Here is a 17381-nt window from a genome sequence, read left to right on the forward strand (position 1 = left end):
GCCCCTCTCACCCCCCGAGGGCCCGCACCCCGGCCGTCACCAGCACGGCCGCCGCGACGACCAGCAGGAACGGCGCGCGCAGGATCAGCGCCACGGCGGCGGCGCCGAGCCCGGCGGCCCGCGCGTCCAGCACGAGCGCGTGGCCGTCGGCGAACGTCTGCTGGGCCGTGAGCGCGGCCAGGAGGGCGACCGGGAGCAGAGCGGCGAGCCGCCGTACGAACGGCCGCTCCATGGCTCCCGCGGGCACGAGCAGCCCGGCGAGCTTGACGGCGTAACAGCCGAGGACGGTCAGACCGACCGCGATCCACGTGTTCACCGGTCCTCCCCCGATCCCTTCGAGTGCTCCGGCGCGTCCGTGGCCGTCGGCCCGGTACGACGGCCGCGCCGGCCCTCGGCGAGCAGCGCGAGCGGTGCCGCGAGCGCCGCCACCAGGACGGGCACGCCGGCCGGCAGGACGGGCAGCGCGGCGAGACCGAGCAGGACCGCGAGGCCGGCGACCGCGCGTTCGGTGGCCGTCGTGAGCATCGGCGCGAGCAGGGCCAGGAACACGGCGGGCCCGGCGGCGTCCAGGCCCCACGCGCGCGTGTCGCCGATGGCCTTGGCGCCCAGCGCGCCGAGCAGTGTGGTGAGGTTCCACAGCAGGTACAGGCTGAGCCCGGTGACGGTGAAGCCGATGCGGGCGGTGCGCCGGGTGGGCTGGGCGAGAGTGACCGCGGTGGTCTCGTCGATCACCCACTGGGCGGCGAAGGGCCGCACCGCGCGCGGGAGGGCGAGCACCTGCGACAGCCGCAGTCCGTAGAACGCGTTGCGCACGCCCAGGAAGAAGGCACCGGCGGCGGCCGTGTACGGGTTGCCGCCGGCGGCGAGGGCGCCGACCAGGGCGAACTGTGAGGCGCCGGTGAACACCAGGAGGCTGAGCGCGCAGGTCTGGAGCAGGCCCAGTCCGCTGCCGGCCGAGGTCACGCCGAAGGCGAAGCCCGAGAGGCCGACGGCGACGCCGACCCCCAGGGCGTCCCGTACGACGGCCGCGTCCGGTTTGTCCGTGCTGTCGGGGGTCGTGTCCGTGAGTGCTGTCTGCTGTGCCACGCGAAGGACGGTACGGGCCGATGTCAGCGCGGGTCTTGTACGTTCTTGCGCTCCCGCTGGTAGGCGCCCGGGGGCACACCGACGATCCGCGTGAAGTGCCGGTTGAGGTGGGGCTGGTCGGTGAAGCCGACGGCGACGGCCGCTTCGGCGGGGGCGGTGCCCGCGTCCAGCAGGTGCCGCGCGCGGCGCACCCGGACGTCGGTCAGCCAGGTGTGCGGCGGCATGCCGTAGGCGTCGCGGAACGCGCGCAGCAGCGCGAAGGGGCTGGTCCCGAGGTCGGTGGCGAGGGCTTCCAGGGTCGGCGGCGCGGCGATCCGCTCTTCCAGCACCGCACGCGCGCGGGCGGCGATCCGGGCTCCGGCCGTCCGGGGCCGCCGCTGCGGCAGCGGTCCGCCGTTCAGCCGCAGCAGCCTGGTCACGGCGACCCTGAGCAGGGTGTCGGCGGCCAGCGCGTTGCCCTCGTCGGCGGCCCGGAGCACCTGGTGGACCAGGCGGACGGTGTAGGGGTCGTCGAGGACCGGGCTTGCGAAGCCGGGGGTGCCGCGGACGGCAGTGGTCTCGGCGGCTATGGCGGCGACCACCTCGGGCGAGGGGTAGAGCGCGCCGTACAGCCAGCCCTCCGGCACGCCCGCCCGCCCGGTGTGCGGGGTGTCCGGGTTGATCAGGGCCAGGGCGCCCGCGCCGACGGAGACGTCCGACCCGCGGTGGTGGAAGACCTCCACGCCGTCGGTGAGGGCCGCGATGACGAAGTGCTCGTGGGTGTGCCGGACGAACGCCTTGCGCACGTACCGGGCCCGCAGCAGGTCGACACCGGGCAGTTCCGCGTACCGCCAGTGCCGTGCCCGCTCCACCGTCCGGTCCGCGCCCTGGCGGTTCGCGTCCGGCCGGTCCTCGCCCCGTCCCGCTGCGCCCGCCACACGCCCATTCTCCGCCAAGCAGGCGGCAAGCAGCCGCCGAGCAGCCGCCCGGCACCTGCCCGGCAGCCCGCCGCACGGCGTTCGCCCAGGTCAGCGCGATTGTCAGTGGCCGGGTGCAGGATGGACGCATGGTCAGCTCCGCACATCGAGCCCTCGACGGCTTCTCGCCCGCGACCCGCGGCTGGTTCACGGGGGCGTTCTCCGCGCCCACCGCGGCCCAGGCGGGCGCGTGGCAGGCCATCCAGCAGGGCTCGGACGTGCTGGTGGTGGCCCCGACCGGCTCCGGCAAGACGCTGGCCGCGTTCCTCGCCGCCCTCGACCAGCTGGCCGCGGCCCCGCCCCCGGCGGACCCGAAGAAGCGCTGCCGGGTGCTGTACGTGTCGCCGCTGAAGGCGCTCGCCGTCGATGTCGAGCGCAACCTCCGCAGCCCGCTGACCGGCATCCGCCAGGAGTCCGTGCGCCGCGGCCTGCCCGAGCCGGAGATTCGGGTCGGCATCCGCTCGGGCGACACCCCGCCCGCCGAGCGGCGCGCCCTGTCCACCCGGCCGCCGGACATCCTCATCACCACCCCCGAGTCGCTGTTCCTGATGCTGACCTCGGCCACCCGCGACGCGCTCACGGGCGTGGAGACGGTGATCCTGGACGAGGTGCACGCGGTGGCGGGCACCAAGCGCGGCGCGCATCTCGCGCTGACCCTGGAGCGGCTGGACGAACTGCTGCCGAAGCCGGCCCGCCGGATCGGTCTGTCCGCGACCGTGCGCCCGGTGGACGAGATCGGCCGGTACCTGTCGCCGCGCCGCAAGGTGGAGATCGTCCAGCCGGAGTCCGGCAAGGAGTTCGACCTGTCGGTGGTCGTCCCGGTGCAGGACATGGGCGAGCTGGGCGGCTCCCCGGCGACGGAGGCCGCCGAGGGTGGGGAGCGGCCCTCGATCTGGCCGCACGTGGAGGAGCGGATCACCGACCTGGTCCAGTCCCACCGCTCCACGATCGTGTTCGCCAACTCCCGCCGCCTGGCGGAGCGGCTGTGCAACCGTCTCAACGAGATCGCCTACGAGCGCGCGACCGGCGAGTCCCTGGACGAGCACCACGCCCCGGCCGAGCTGATGGGCGGTTCCGGCGCCGCCGCGGGCGCGCCCCCGGTGATCGCCCGCGCGCACCACGGCTCGGTCTCCAAGGAGCAGCGCGCCCTGGTGGAGGAGGACCTGAAGGCGGGGCGGCTGCCCGCCGTGGTCGCCACCTCCAGCCTGGAGCTGGGCATCGACATGGGCGCCGTGGACCTGGTGGTCCAGGTCGAGTCCCCGCCGTCGGTGGCCTCTGGACTCCAGCGGGTGGGCCGCGCGGGACACCAGGTGGGCGCCGTCTCCACCGGGGTGGTCTTCCCGAAGTACCGGGGCGACCTGGTGCAGGCGGCCGTGGTCACCGAGCGGATGCGCACGGGCTCGATCGAGTCCCTGCGGGTGCCCGCGAACCCGCTGGACGTGCTCGCGCAGCAGGTGGTCGCCATGACCGCGCTCGACACCTGGCAGTACGACGACCTGCTCACCGTGGTCCGCCGGGCGGCCCCCTTCGCCTCGCTGCCCGAGTCGGCGTTCACGGCGGTCCTCGACATGCTCGCGGGCCGCTACCCGTCCGACGCGTTCGCCGAGCTGCGCCCGCGCGTGGTGTGGGACCGCGTGACCGGCACCGTCACCGGCCGCCCGGGCGCCCAGCGGCTCGCCGTCACCTCCGGCGGCACGATCCCCGACCGGGGCCTGTTCGGGGTCTTCCTCGCCGGCAGCGACCCGAAGAAGGGCGGTGGCCGGGTCGGCGAGCTGGACGAGGAGATGGTCTACGAGTCCCGCGTGGGCGACGTGTTCACGCTGGGCACGAGTTCCTGGCGCATCGAGGACATCACCCGGGACCGGGTGCTGGTCTCCCCCGCGCCGGGCGTGCCGGGCCGGCTGCCGTTCTGGAAGGGTGACCAACTCGGCCGCCCCCTCGAACTGGGCCGCGCGGTGGGCGCCTTCCTGCGCGAGGTCGGTTCGCTGCCCCAGGACGACGCCCGGCTCCGGCTGCTCGCCGCGGGCCTGGACGCGTGGGCCGCGGACAACGTGCTGGCGTACCTGGACGAACAGCGCGAGGCCTGCGGCCACATTCCGGACGACCGCACGATCGTGGTGGAGCGCTTCCGGGACGAGCTGGGCGACTGGCGGGTCGTCGTCCACTCCCCCTTCGGCGCCCAGGTCCACGCCCCGTGGGCGCTCGCCCTGGGCGCCCGACTGTCCGAGCGGTACGGCATGGACGCGCAGGTCATGCACGCCGACGACGGCATCGTGCTGCGCCTGCCCGACGCCGATCTCATGGGCCTCGACCTCCTCGACCAGCAGCCCGCGCGGACCGGCACCGAATACGACGGCGAACAGGCCCCGGTGGGCGCGGCGGACGTCGTCTTCGACAAGGGCGAGGTCGACCAGGTCGTCACCGACCAGGTCGGCGGCTCCGCCCTGTTCGCCTCCCGGTTCCGCGAGTGCGCCGCCCGGGCCCTGCTGCTGCCCCGCCGCAGCCCCGGCAAGCGCACCCCGCTGTGGCAGCAGCGCCAGCGGGCGGCCCAACTGCTCCAGGTGGCGAGCGAGTTCGGCTCCTTCCCGATCGTGCTGGAAGCGGTCCGCGAGTGCCTCCAGGACGTCTTCGACGTGCCCGGCCTGGTCGAGCTGATGGGTGACGTCGAGTCCCGCAAGGTGCGGCTGGTCGAGGTCACCACCCCCGAGCCGTCCCCCTTCGCCCGCTCCCTGCTGTTCGGGTACGTCGCCCAGTTCCTGTACGAGGGCGACTCCCCGCTCGCCGAGCGCCGGGCCGCCGCGCTCTCCCTGGACTCCCGGCTGCTGGCCGAGCTGCTGGGCCAGGCGGAGCTGCGCGAGCTGCTCGACGCCGACGTGCTGACCGACCTGGAGCGCGAGCTGCAGTGGCTCGCCGACGACCGCCGGGTCAAGGACGTGGAGGGAACCGCCGATGTCCTGCGCGTCCTCGGTCCGCTCACCGACGCCGAACTGCTCGCGCGCGGCGCGGATCCGCACTGGGCGCGGGAGCTGGCCGGCGCCCGCCGGGCCATCAAGGTGCGGATCGCCGGCGCCGACCACTGGGCGGCCGTCGAGGACGCGGGCCGGCTGCGCGACGCGCTCGGCACCGCCCTGCCCGTCGGCGTGCCCGAGGCCTTCACCGAGCCGGTCAAGGACCCGCTCGGCGACCTCCTCGCGCGCCACGCCCGCACCCACGGCCCGTTCACGTCCGCCGGCGCCGCGGCCCGCTTCGGTCTGGGCGTCGCGGTCACCGAGGGCGCGTTGCAGCGGCTCGCGGCGAACGGCCGGGTGGTGCAGGGCGAGTTCCACCCGGCGGGCATCGGCCAGGAGTGGTGCGACGCCACCGTACTGCGCCGGCTGCGCCGCCGGTCCCTCGCGGCGCTGCGCCACGAGCTGGAACCCGTGCCACCGCCGGCGCTCGCGCAGTTCCTGCCGCAGTGGCAGCACATCGGCAAGGGCCACGGGCTGCGGGGCATCGACGGACTGGCGCGCGCCGTCGAGCAGTTGCAGGGTGCCTCCGTGCCCGCCTCCGCGCTGGAGAAGCTGGTGCTGCCGTCGCGGGTGGCGAACTACACGCCCGCGATGCTGGACGAACTGACCGCCGCGGGCGAGGTCGTGTGGGCCGGCGCGGGTGCCCTGCCCGGCAAGGACGGCTGGATCTCCCTCTACCTCGCCGACGCGGCACCACTATTGCTGCCGCCCCCGCACCCGCTGGAGCTGACGGCGCTGCACCAGTCGGTCCTCGACGCCCTCTCCGGCGGCTACGGCCTGTTCTTCCGTCAGATCGCCGACCAGGTCCGGGCCACCACCCACCCGGAGGCCACCGACCCCCAACTCGCCGACTCCCTCTGGGACCTGGCCTGGTCGGGCCGGCTCACCAACGACACCCTCACCCCCCTGCGCTCCCTGCTCGGCTCGGGCCGTACGGCGGGTTCGACGGCGCATCGCGCCAAGCGCGGCGTCCCGCGCGGCCGGTACGGCTCACTGACGGCCGCCGCCCGTGCCACGGCCTCGCGCACCGGCCCGCCGACCGTCGCCGGACGCTGGTCGCTGCTGCCCACCGCCGAACCGGACGCCACCGTGCGCGCGCACGCGCTGGCCCGGACCCTGCTCGACCGGCACGGTGTGGTCACCCGGGGAGCGGTGGCGGCGGAGGGCGTCGAGGGCGGTTTCTCGGCGGTGTACCGGGTGCTGTCCGCGTTCGAGGACAGCGGCCAGGCGCGGCGCGGCTACGTCGTCGAGGGCCTCGGCGCGGCCCAGTTCGCGATGGACGGCGCGGTGGACCGGCTGCGGGCCGTGTCCAACGCGCGCGAGCGGGGCGAGGCGCTGCCCGCCCCGGACCGCCCGAACGGCTTCCCCGAGCCGGGCTTCCCGCAGGGCACCGGTACCGCCGGTTCCGCTCACGGCCACACCCCCTCCGACGGCTTCGACGGCACCGACAGCGGCTTCGCGCACCCCGGTCTGGACGGCGACTTCACCTGGCCGCCGCCGGACCAACCCGCCGGCCCCGACGCGTACGTTCCCCCGCGTGACCTGGCCGACCCCTTCGCCGCCCCCGGCTACGGCGGCCCCCGAGGCAGCGGCCCCTCGGCCTACGGCCGCGCGGGAAGCCGGGGTTTCGGCGGCGGCCGTACCCCGTCACCCGACCCGCGTGCCGTGGTCCTGGCCGCCGCCGACCCGGCGAACGCCTTCGGCGCGGCCCTGCCCTGGCCGGAGCCGCCGACCGGCGCCGGACACAAACCCGGCCGCAAGGCGGGCTCGCTGGTGGTCCTGGTCGCCGGGGAGCTGGCGCTGTACATGGAACGCGGCGGCAAGACCCTGCTGGCCTGGCCCACCGCGCCGGACACCGACGCCGGGGAGGACGCGCGGCTGCGCACCGCCGCCGAGGCGCTCGCCACGGCGGCCCGCGCCGGCTCCCTCGGCACGGTCACGGTCGAACGGATCAACGGTGCCCAGGCGTTGACCGCCCCCATGGGCACCCTCCTGGAGGCGGCGGGCTTCGTCGCGACCCCGCGCGGCCTGCGCCTGAGAGCGTGACCCCGGTGGCACCGGTGCTCCGCGCCTCCGTCCGCCCATCGTGGCACCCTTGACGCATGCCCGAAGGTGACACGGTCTGGCAGGCGGCGCGGCGGCTGCACGAGGCACTCGCGGGCCGGACGCTGACGCGCAGCGACTTCCGGGTGCCGAAGTACGCGACGGTCGACCTCACCGGCCGAGGGGTGCTCGCCACCCTCGCGCGCGGCAAGCACCTGTTCACCCGGTTCGAGGGCGGCCTGAGTCTGCACTCCCATCTGCGGATGGAGGGCGCCTGGAAGGTGTTCGGGACCGGTGAGCGCTGGCGGGGCGGAGCGGCGTACCAGATCCGGGTGATCCTCGGCACCGCCGACCGCGCGGCTGTCGGCTACCGCCTCCCGGTGCTGGAACTGCTGCGCACGACCGAGGAGGAGAACGTCGTCGGTCATCTGGGCCCCGACCTGCTCGGGCCGGACTGGGACCCCGCACACGCCCTGGCCAACGTGCTCGCCGACCCCGCCCGCCAGCTCGGCGAGGCCCTCCTCGACCAGCGGAATCTGGCCGGGATCGGCAACGTCTACAAGAGCGAGCTGTGCTTCCTGCTCGGTGTCACGCCCTGGCTGCCCGCCGGCGCGCTCCCCGCCGACCGCGCGGACAAGCTCCCCGTCCTCGCCAAGAAGCTGCTGGAGGCCAACCGCGACCGCCCGGTCCGCAGGACCACCGGTCTGCCCGGCCAGGACCTGTTCGTCTACAGCCGCGCCCCGCGCCCCTGCCTGCGCTGCGGCACCTCGATCCGGGTGGCCGACCAGGGCGACGGCTCGCAGGACCGTCCGACCTACTGGTGCCCCACCTGCCAGACCGGCCCGGCACCCGCCCCCGGCTCCCCCCAGCGCTGGCGCGACCGTTACCCCCGCCGCACCGCCTGACCGGCAGAACACCCCGGCGCACTCAGAGCGGAGCGGACTCCTCGCCCGGACGAGGCCGCCGAGCCCGGGGCGCCGCCCCGGTGACACCGTCCAGCCGCCACGCGCCGCCCCAGCGCCCCGCCGGGACGGCTCCGGCCGCGTCCCCCTTCGGTACACAGTGCACCGGCAGCAGACCCAGCCCCCAGCCGCCGGCCGCCACGGCCCCCTCCAGCACGCCCGCCCCCTCCCCCAGGGCGAGCCTCAGCACGGCCCACCACCACACCGCCCCGCACCCCAGCGCGAGCCCCCAGCGCACCCCCGACCGCCCCCCGCGCACTATTCGCCCCACCATGTCCGCACCACCTCCTGCCGGACGCTAACCGGTGCCCTCGGAGATCGAGAGGGCGCATCGAGGGCACACGGACGCAGACGGCGCCGCCCCCGGGGGGACGGACCGGGTCATCCGGGCGTGGGCGGCCTCAGACGTGCTCCGCCTGGAACATCCAGTGATGTTTCTCCAGATCCGCCGTGATCTGGATGAACAGGTCCTGCGACACCGGGTCCGCCTCAGCGGTGGCCGCCACCCGTTCCCGCATTCGGGTGATGACGGAGCCCAGCGCGTGCACCATCGCGCCGACCGCGTCCGCGTCCTCGATCCAGCCGCCCGGGGTCGTCTCGATACCACTGCCGGCGGCCACCGTGGCGGCGCGGCCGTCGGGCGGGACGCCCAGCGCGGAGGCCCGCTCGGCGACGGTGTCGGAGTGGGCGCGCGCGGAGTCCACGACCTCGTCCAGCTGAAGGTGGATGGAGCGGAACCGGGGCCCGACGACGTTCCAGTGGATCTGCTTGGCGGTCAGGGCGAGGTCCACCAGATCGACCAGCGCGCCTTGCAGCGCCTCGGCGACGACCTTGAGGTCCGCGTCGTCCAGCGGGCTCTTCACGACGTACATCCGCTTCCTCCGGTGTTCGGGCCCCGTCACATCCCTCCCACCATGACCGCAGCGCCCTTGACCGGCAACGCGAAGGCCCCGGCCGGTCCGCCCAGTTCCTGGGGGATCGGCCGGGGCCTCACTCGTATCGGGGTGGCTATGCCGCGTGCGCGGGTGTCACGCGGCGACCACGTCCACGGCCTCGGCGGGCGCCTTGATGGTCACCCGTTCCGGTGGCACACCGGTCACCGAGACGGAACCCAGCATCGGACGGACCGACGTGGTCACGGGCTCGGTGGCCGCGGCGGACCTGGCCAGCTCGGCGAGCGCCAGCTCGTCGCTCACTTCGCGCATGAGTTCCGACATCCGTACGTCCAGCGCGTCGCAGATGGCGGAGAGCAGCTCGGAGGACGCCTCCTTCTGCCCCCGCTCCACCTCGGAGAGATAGCCGAGTGAGACTCGGGCGGACGAGGAGACTTCGCGCAGAGTACGGCCCTGGCGTTGGCGCTGCCGACGCAGCACGTCACCCAGCAGGCGACGGAGCAGAATCATCGGTGGCTCCCTCCTCGGACCGCGTAGCCGCATCCTTCTCGCCCCACCGTACCGCCTTGCGCCGCGGCCGTGCGGGGAGCGATGTCGTGTTCACTCAGGGCTGCAAACATCAAAACCCCCCGTTCCGTTCCGTATCCTGTGCCCGCTCATTCCCGGTCTGTTCGCCCGCCAGCTGCTCCAAAAGCACTGCGAGTACGCTCCGTACACTCTCCATACGAATTTCCGCACGGCCGCCGTTCAACCGCAGGGCCGCCACTTTTCCGCCACCGGCAGAACCAGCGCGATCCGTCACAGGGCCGTCGACGGCGACGAAAACCGTGCCGACGGGCTTGCCGTCCTGCGGCTCGGGGCCCGCCACTCCGGTGGTCGCGATGCCCCAGTCGGCACCGAGGACTTTGCGCACCCCGGCCGCCATCTGGGCCGCCACCTGCGGATCCACCGCTCCGTGCCGCGCCAGCAGATCGTCGTCGACCCCCAGCAGCTCGTGCTTGAGTCCGGTGGCGTACGCGGTGATGGAGCCCCGGAACACCCTGGACGCCCCCGGCACCGCCGTGATCTCCGCCGCCACCAGGCCACCGGTCAGCGACTCGGCGACGGCGAGGGTGTCTTCCCTCACGGTCAGTAGTCGCACCAGTTCGGTGGCCGGGGAACTCACGCTTCCGTCTCCTCCAACGCCGCCGCGCGCTCGGCGATTCCCTGCCTGCGCAGCACAATGGCTTGTCTTACATAGTCGAGGCCGGTGACGACGGTCAGCACGACCGCCGCGGCCATCACCCAGAACCTCAGGGTGGCCAGCCATCCCGTCAGTGCCAGCACGTACATCCCGACGGCCACGCCCTGGGTGAGCGTCTTGAGCTTGCCGCCGCGGCTGGCGGGGATCACGCCGTAGCGAATGACCAGAAAACGCAGCAGCGTGATGCCGAGTTCCCGGCCGAGGATCACCACCGTCACCCACCACGGCAGATCGCCGAGCGCGGACAGACAGATCAGCGCCGCCCCCATGATCGCCTTGTCGGCGATGGGGTCGGCGATCTTCCCGAAGTCGGTGACCAGGTCGTAGGTGCGCGCCAGGTGACCGTCGAACAGGTCGGTGATCATGGCGATGGCGAAGGCCGCCCAGGCCAGCGAGCGCCAGGCCGGGTCGTAGCCGCCGTCGGCCAGCATCAGCGCCACGAAGCCGGGCACCAGCACGAGCCGGAGCATGGTCAGCAGGTTGGCGACGTTCCAGACGCTGGCCTGGTTGACGGCCGCGGCGGCGATCTTCGCACCGCGCGCGGGCCGGCCGTCGACGGCAGGTCCGGCGCCGGGGACGGGGGCAGAAGCGGAGACCTCGGGGGCAACGCCGTCGTCGGCGGCGGCGGTCCCACGGGCGCCGTGCGCGCCGGAGGAGCCGCCCGCGGCGGATGCCGGGACTCCGGTCATCTGCCCGCCTCCTCACTACACGCGAGCGAGCCGGTCAGCGGCTCGGCAACCAGGTCGACACCCTCCGTACCGACCACCTTCGCCTCGACCATACGTCCGACGCTCAGGCCCGCGCCGCTCGTGAGCAGCACCTGGCCGTCCGTCTCGGGGGCCTGGTGCTCCGCGCGGCCGTACACGCCCTCCTCGTCGTCCACCGACTCCACCAGGACGTGCACGCTCTCGCCGAGGCGCTCCTCGGCGCGCTGCGAGACCAGTTCCTCGGCCAGCCGGGAGATGTGCGCCAGGCGCTCGGCGACCAGGTCCGGATCGAGCTTGCCGTCGTAGGTCGCGGCCTCGGTGCCCTCCTCGTCGGAGTAGCCGAAGACACCGATGGCGTCCAGGCGCGCGCCGTTCAGGAAGCGTTCCAGCTCGGCCAGGTCGGCCTCGCTCTCGCCGGGGAAGCCGACGATGAAGTTGGAGCGCACACCGGCCTGGGGGGCCTTGCCGCGGATGGTGTCGAGCAGTTCCAGGAAGCGGTCGGTGTCGCCGAAGCGGCGCATGGCGCGCAGCACGTTCGGCGCGGAGTGCTGGAAGGACAGGTCGAAGTACGGGGCGATCTTCGGCGTCGAGGTCAGGACGTCGATCAGGCCGGGGCGCATCTCGGCCGGCTGGAGGTAGCTGACGCGCACCCGCTCGATGCCGTCGACCGCCGCGAGGTCCGGCAGCAGGGACTCCAGCAGGCGGATGTCGCCCAGGTCCTTGCCGTAGGAGGTGTTGTTCTCGGAGACCAGCATGATCTCCTTCACGCCCTGCTCGGCCAGCCAGCGCGTCTCGTTCAGGACGTCGCCGGGGCGGCGGGAGATGAAGGAGCCGCGGAAGGACGGGATGGCGCAGAAGGAGCAGCGCCGGTCGCAGCCGGAGGCCAGCTTGACCGAGGCGACCGGCGCGCCGTCCAGACGCCGGCGCAGGGGCGCGCGGGGGCCGGAGGCGGGCGCCAGGCCGTCGGGGAGGTCGGCCGGGCCGTGTCCGGGCAGCGCGACCGCGGCGGCCGACTCCTGCCGCTCGGCGGGGCTGATCGGCAGCAGCTTGCGGCGGTCGCGGGGGGTGTGGGCGGCGTGGATGCCGCCGGACAGGATGGTCTGGAGGCGGTCGGAGATGTCCGCGTAGTCGTCGAAGCCGAGCACGCCGTCGGCCTCGGGCAGCGCCTCGGCCAGGTCCTTGCCGTACCGCTCGGCCATGCAGCCCACCGCCACGACGGCCTGGGTTCTGCCATGCCCCTTGAGGTCGTTGGCCTCCAGCAGAGCGTCGACGGAGTCCTTCTTGGCGGCTTCGACGAAACCGCAGGTGTTGACCACGGCGACGTCGGCGTCCGTGGCGTCCTCGACGAGCTGCCAGCCGTCCGCCTCCAAACGGCCTGCGAGCTCCTCGGAATCCACCTCGTTACGAGCGCAGCCGAGAGTGACGAGTGCGACGGTACGGCGTTCAGGCATGGGCTCAAGACTACTTTGTCCCACCGACACCCCGCGTCGACGGGGTTGGCCGAGCCCGGCCGACCCCGTCAGGTGCGCCACCCGAGGGGCGGCTCAGCCGGCCTCGGGGTCGCCCTTCGTGTACGTGAGGCGCTGCACCGAGCCCTGCTGGAAGGTGTCCTCGATCTTCTTGCCGTTGACGTAGAGCTGGATCGCGCCCGCGTCGCCGAGGATCAGGTTGATCTTGGTGCTGTCCTGGAAGGTCTTGGACTCGCCCTTGTTCAGCAGTCCGTCGAAGAGCATCCGGCCGTTGTGGTCCTTGGCCGAGATCCAGCTGCGTCCCTCGGGCGCGCTGACCCGGACGGTGACCTTGTCCTGGGGCGCGGCGGCGATGGCGCTGTCGGTGGGCTCCCCGGCCGGCTCGGCGGGCTTGTCCTTGGCGGGCGCGGGTGCGGCCGACTTGCTGGCCGCCGGGGTGGCTCCCTCGGTGACCTGCGACTTCGCGTCGTTGTCGGACCCGCCGCCCTTGACCGCGGTGAAGCCGACGAAGCCGATCACGACGACGATCGCGGCGACCATGGCCGCGGTCCAGTTGGGGCCGCGCCGCTCGGGACGGATCCGCTCCGCCTCGAACAGGGGTGCGGCGGGGGTGGGGGCGGGCCGGCCGCCGTGCTCGGCGTCGAACTGGGCGATCAGCGGCTCGGGGTCGAGATGGACGGCCTTGGCCAGCGTGCGCAGGTGTCCGCGGGCGTACACGTCGCCGCCGCAGGGGGCGAAGTCGTCCGCCTCGATGGCGTGCACGATGGCGATACGGACACGAGTGGCGCTGCTGACATCGTCCACGGTGAGCCCGGCCGCGATCCGCGCCTGCCGCAGCGCGCGGCCCACGGAGACGCGGGCTTCCTGGGACTCGTCTCGGAACGGACGCTCGTCTTCAGGGGAGTTGCCGAGGGACACGGGGGCGCCTTTCGAGCGTATAGCCACCTGTGCTGGAAGCTCAGTCTAGGGGGGTGACGAAAGGGTGGGGCAACCGGACGATACGACTGACCACACCATCGGAACGACCGGACATTCCGATGGTCGGACAAGCAGGTACCCCATGACGGGACCCTCACCTGTCCTCTCGCTCAACTGGACGTACGACAAAGGGAAAGGGTTGCTCATGGCCGGCTAACGGGTGGGTCACGGGGATACGGCCGTCCGGCGTACGGGCTTGCGCCGGACGGGCCCTCTCAGGTCACCCTCAAGACTCCCCGCGAATCACCGCGAGCACGCCGTCCAGCTCGTCGGGTTTCACGAGAACGTCACGCGCCTTGGATCCCTCACTCGGCCCCACGATGTTGCGGGACTCCATGAGATCCATCAGTCTGCCCGCCTTGGCGAAGCCCACACGCAGCTTGCGCTGGAGCATGGACGTCGAACCGAACTGCGTGGAGACGACCAGCTCGGCCGCCTGGCACAGCAGGTCCAGGTCGTCGCCGATGTCCTCGTCGATCTCCTTCTTCTGCTTGGTGCCCACGGTGACGTCGTCCCGGAAGACCGGCGCCATCTGGTCCTTGCAGTGCTGGACGACGACGGCGACCTCTTCCTCGGTCACGAAGGCGCCCTGCATACGGGTGGGCTTGTTGGCGCCCATCGGCAGGAACAGGCCGTCGCCCTTGCCGATCAGCTTCTCGGCGCCGGGCTGGTCGAGGATGACCCGGGAGTCGGCCAGCGAGGAGGTGGCGAAGGCCAGCCGGGAGGGCACGTTGGCCTTGATCAGACCGGTGACCACGTCGACCGAGGGGCGCTGGGTGGCGAGCACCAGGTGGATGCCGGCCGCGCGCGCGAGCTGCGTGATGCGCACGATGGCGTCCTCGACGTCACGCGGGGCCACCATCATCAGGTCGGCCAGCTCGTCCACGATCACCAGCAGGTAGGGGTACGGCTGCAGCTCGCGCTCGCTGCCCTCGGGCGGCTTGACCTTGCCCTCGCGCACGGCCCGGTTGAAGTCGTCGATGTGCCGGTAGCCGTAGGCGGCGAGGTCGTCGTAGCGCAGGTCCATCTCGCGGACGACCCACTGGAGCGCCTCGGCGGCCCGCTTGGGGTTGGTGATGATCGGCGTGATCAGGTGCGGGATGCCCTCGTAGGCGGTCAGCTCGACGCGCTTGGGGTCGACCAGGATCATCCGGACGTCCTCCGGGGTCGCCCGCATCATGATCGAGGTGATCAGGCAGTTGATGCAGGACGACTTGCCGGAACCGGTGGCGCCGGCGACCAGCATGTGCGGCATCTTCGCCAGCGAGTGCATGACATAGCCGCCCTCGACGTCCTTGCCGAAGGCGACCAGCATCGGGTCGTCGTCCTCGGCGGACTCCGCGAGCCGCAGCACGTCGCCGAGGTTGACCATCTCCCGGTCGGTGTTCGGGATCTCGATGCCGACCGCGGACTTGCCGGGGATCGGGCTGATGATCCGCACGTCGGGGCTGGCGACGGCGTACGCGATGTTCTTGGTCAGCGCGGTGATCCGCTCGACCTTCACGGCGGGGCCCAGCTCGACCTCGTAACGGGTGACCGTCGGTCCGCGGGTGAAGCCGGTGACGGCCGCGTCGACCTTGAACTCGGTGAAGACCTGGGTGAGCGAGGCGACGACCGCGTCGTTGGCCGCGCTGCGCGCCTTGCCGGGGCCGCCGCGGGTGAGCAGGTCGAGCGCGGGCAGCGAGTAGGTGATGTCCCCGGAGAGCTGGAGCTGCTCCGCGCGCGCGGGCAGCTCGCGGGGCTGCTCGGGCGCCTTCTTGGTGAGGTCGGGGACGACTCCCCCGGTGTCCCCCGTCCTGAGCCGCTCCTGCTTGGGGCGGGCGGCCGGGACCGGTGCCGGGGCGGGTGCGGATGCCGGCTCGGAGGCGGGCGCGGGGGTCGGTACCGGGGTGGTGTCCTCGCGGTCGCCGACGCTGACGCCCTGGGTGAGGTCGGCGACCACCGGGGACGGCGGCATGCCGTGCTGCACCGCGCCGTCGAGCGCGGCGGCGGCAGCGGCGGCGACGTCCACGGCATCCGGGTGCCGCGGGTCCGGCTGGGGCACCGCAGAGCGCCGGGGGCGGCCCCGGCGCTGCGAGAGGGCGGTCTCCTCGGCGATGTCCGGGTCATAGGCCTGGGGTGCGCCCGAGCGCTTGCGGGGGCGCGCGGGCAGCGCCTCGCGCCACTGCTCGTCGTAGCGCTCGTCGTCCTCGGCGAACTCCGCCTCGTGGTCACGCAGCACCCCGAGGCTGACGCCGAGCGCGCGCAGCCGCTGCGGGATGGCGTTGACCGGGGTGGCGGTCACCACGAGCAGGCCGAAGACGGTCAGCAGCACCAGCAGGGGTACGGCGAGCACCTCGGTCATCGTGTACGTGAGCGGGGTCGCCGCCGCCCAGCCGATCAGGCCGCCGGCGTCCCTTATGGCCTGCATGCCGCCGCTGCGGGCGGGCGAGCCGCAGGCGATGTGGACCTGTCCGAGCACGCCGATCACGAGCGCCGACAGACCGATCACGATCCGGCCGTTGGCCTCCGGCTGCTCCGGGTGCCGGACGAACCGTACGGCGATCACCGCGAGCAGTATCGGCACCAAGAGGTCGAGCCGGCCGAAGGCGCCGGTGACCAGGATCTCCACCAGGTCACCGACCGGGCCCTTCAGGTCGGCCCAGGTCCCGGCGGCGACGATCAGCGCGATAGCGAACAGCAGCAGGGCCACGCCGTCCTTGCGGTGAGCGGGGTCGAGGTTCCTCGCGCCCTGCCCTATGCCGCGGAAGACGGCGCCGACGGCGTGCGCGAGGCCGAGCCAGACGGCGCGCACGAGCCGGTACACGCCCCCGGTGGGGCTGGCCACCGGCCGCGGCGGCGCGGCCTTCTTCACCGGCCTCCTGGCCGGCGCCCTCTTGGCCGGTGCCTTCCTCGCCACCGCCTTTTTCGCCTGGGCCTTCGCGGGAGCCGCGGCCTTCTTGGCGGGCGGCTTCTTGGCGGCGGAGGGACGTGAGGCCATGGAGGTGAGGTTACCGGGGGAGACGCGAGGGGACACGCGTGCCCACTGCTTCACCCGTTCGTGTCGCCCTTGCGTGGGCGCGGAACTGACGCGCGCTCACGGGCAACCGCCCCCGCCGTCTCGTCAGTTCCCCGGGGGCAGCGGGGCGCCGCCGGCCGCGGTGCCGGGCTCCAGGGCGTCGAGCGCGCGGCGCAGGCCGGTGAGTTTGCGCTCCAGATGGGCGGCGGTCGCCACCGCCGCCGCGTCCGCCGAGTCGTCGTCCAGTTGCTTGGACAGCGCCTCGGCCTGCTCCTCGACGGCCGCGAGCCGCGCGGACAGCTCGGCGAGCAGCCCCGCCGACTCCTTGCCGCCGACCGCGCCCCTGCCGCCGCCCTCCAACTGGAGCCGCAGCAGCGCCGCCTGCTCGCGCAGCTGGCAGTTCTTCATGTACAGCTCGACGAAGACGGAGACCTTCGCGCGCAGCACCCACGGATCGAACGGCTTGGAGATGTAGTCCACCGCGCCCGCCGCGTACCCCCGGAAGGTGTGGTGCGGGCCGTGGTTGATCGCCGTCAGGAAGATGATCGGGATGTCCCGCGTCCGCTCGCGCCGCTTGATGTGGGCAGCGGTCTCGAATCCGTCCATGCCCGGCATCTGGACATCCAGCAGAATGACCGCGAAATCGTCCGTGAGCAGCGCTTTGAGCGCTTCCTCCCCGCTCGATGCCCGCACCAGCGTCTGATCGAGCGCAGAGAGGATGGCCTCCAGCGCCAGCAGATTCTCCGGCCGGTCATCGACCAGGAGGATCTTGGCCTTCTGCACCATGGCCCGCCCTCCTCGCCCCGGCGGTACACCGGGTGCCGCCCCAGGGGGCGACTCCCTTTCGCCGCCCGTCCTTGTGCCGGTCATCGTAGCCGCACCCCGCCCGTCGCCACACCCTGTCACTGGGATGTCACCGTGCACACACCGGAAACGCGGCGGGAACCACGATGGTTCCCGGAACCCCACATTCCCATACGTCCGACCGCCACCCTAGACCGGCGGCTCCTCGTACGTCCCCGGGGTTCCCCCCGAGGC

The 17381-nt window shown here is 73.3% G+C and carries 14 protein-coding genes; 2 read left to right on the forward strand and 12 right to left on the reverse strand.

From position 1 onward, the window contains the following. Positions 1 to 7: 7 nt before the first annotated feature. Genes NX794_RS31825 through NX794_RS31835 form a run of 3 tightly spaced genes read right to left on the reverse strand, consistent with a single transcriptional unit; the run spans position 8 to position 1937 of the window. Positions 8 to 316, reverse strand: a complete 309-nt coding sequence (locus NX794_RS31825) for an AzlD domain-containing protein (RefSeq protein WP_258783099.1) — start codon at positions 314 to 316, stop codon at positions 8 to 10. Further along, positions 313 to 1086 (reverse strand): AzlC family ABC transporter permease, encoded by a 774-nt coding sequence (locus tag NX794_RS31830; protein WP_258783100.1) that lies wholly within the window; start codon positions 1084 to 1086, stop codon positions 313 to 315. Before NX794_RS31830 ends, NX794_RS31825 begins: the two co-directional genes overlap by 4 nt. 23 nt (positions 1087 to 1109) lie before the next feature. Continuing rightward, the gene (locus NX794_RS31835) at positions 1110 to 1937 is read right to left on the reverse strand and encodes an AraC family transcriptional regulator (protein WP_428986001.1); all 828 of its coding nucleotides are present in this window, start codon (positions 1935 to 1937) and stop codon (positions 1110 to 1112) included. Positions 1938 to 2131: 194 nt separating this feature from the next. Between NX794_RS31835 and NX794_RS31840 the strand changes: the two genes are divergently transcribed. Beyond that, complete coding sequence (locus NX794_RS31840; RefSeq protein WP_258783101.1) at positions 2132 to 7096, forward strand: ATP-dependent helicase; 4965 nt, start codon at positions 2132 to 2134, stop codon at positions 7094 to 7096. Positions 7097 to 7152: 56 nt separating this feature from the next. Beyond that, positions 7153 to 7998 (forward strand): Fpg/Nei family DNA glycosylase, encoded by an 846-nt coding sequence (locus NX794_RS31845; protein ID WP_258783104.1) that lies wholly within the window; start codon positions 7153 to 7155, stop codon positions 7996 to 7998. A 22-nt stretch (positions 7999 to 8020) separates the two neighbouring features. On the opposite strand, the gene NX794_RS31850 is transcribed toward NX794_RS31845, so the two are convergent. The 9 genes from NX794_RS31850 to NX794_RS31890 all read right to left on the reverse strand — a co-directional run bounded on the left by NX794_RS31850 (position 8021) and on the right by NX794_RS31890 (position 17129). After that, positions 8021 to 8329 (reverse strand): hypothetical protein, encoded by a 309-nt coding sequence (locus NX794_RS31850; protein ID WP_258783106.1) that lies wholly within the window; start codon positions 8327 to 8329, stop codon positions 8021 to 8023. 127 nt (positions 8330 to 8456) lie between these two features. Next, positions 8457 to 8927 (reverse strand): Dps family protein, encoded by a 471-nt coding sequence (locus tag NX794_RS31855; RefSeq protein ID WP_258783107.1) that lies wholly within the window; start codon positions 8925 to 8927, stop codon positions 8457 to 8459. A 156-nt stretch (positions 8928 to 9083) separates the two neighbouring features. Then, positions 9084 to 9458 (reverse strand): helix-turn-helix domain-containing protein, encoded by a 375-nt coding sequence (locus NX794_RS31860; protein ID WP_258783108.1) that lies wholly within the window; start codon positions 9456 to 9458, stop codon positions 9084 to 9086. Between the two features lie 109 nt (positions 9459 to 9567). Then, on the reverse strand, positions 9568 to 10113 hold the full coding sequence (locus tag NX794_RS31865; protein WP_258783110.1) for a CinA family protein: 546 nt from the start codon (positions 10111 to 10113) through the stop codon (positions 9568 to 9570). After that, complete coding sequence (gene pgsA, locus NX794_RS31870; RefSeq protein ID WP_258783112.1) at positions 10110 to 10880, reverse strand: CDP-diacylglycerol--glycerol-3-phosphate 3-phosphatidyltransferase; 771 nt, start codon at positions 10878 to 10880, stop codon at positions 10110 to 10112. Before pgsA ends, NX794_RS31865 begins: the two co-directional genes overlap by 4 nt. Further along, a complete protein-coding gene (rimO, locus tag NX794_RS31875; protein ID WP_258783114.1) occupies positions 10877 to 12349 on the reverse strand; it encodes a 30S ribosomal protein S12 methylthiotransferase RimO in 1473 nt (490 codons plus the stop codon). Before rimO ends, pgsA begins: the two co-directional genes overlap by 4 nt. 93 nt (positions 12350 to 12442) lie before the next feature. Beyond that, on the reverse strand, positions 12443 to 13285 hold the full coding sequence (locus NX794_RS31880) for a helix-turn-helix domain-containing protein (RefSeq protein ID WP_258783115.1): 843 nt from the start codon (positions 13283 to 13285) through the stop codon (positions 12443 to 12445). 286 nt (positions 13286 to 13571) lie between these two features. Continuing rightward, positions 13572 to 16325, reverse strand: coding sequence for a DNA translocase FtsK (locus tag NX794_RS31885; RefSeq protein WP_258783117.1), 2754 nt, complete (start codon positions 16323 to 16325; stop codon positions 13572 to 13574). 123 nt (positions 16326 to 16448) lie between these two features. Then, positions 16449 to 17129 (reverse strand): response regulator, encoded by a 681-nt coding sequence (locus tag NX794_RS31890; RefSeq protein ID WP_258783118.1) that lies wholly within the window; start codon positions 17127 to 17129, stop codon positions 16449 to 16451. Between the last annotated feature and the right edge of the window lie 252 nt (positions 17130 to 17381).

The sequence above is a fragment of the Streptomyces pyxinicus genome, assembly GCF_024753135.1.
In the GTDB taxonomy this organism is placed as follows: Bacteria; Actinomycetota; Actinomycetes; order Streptomycetales; family Streptomycetaceae; genus Streptomyces; species Streptomyces pyxinicus.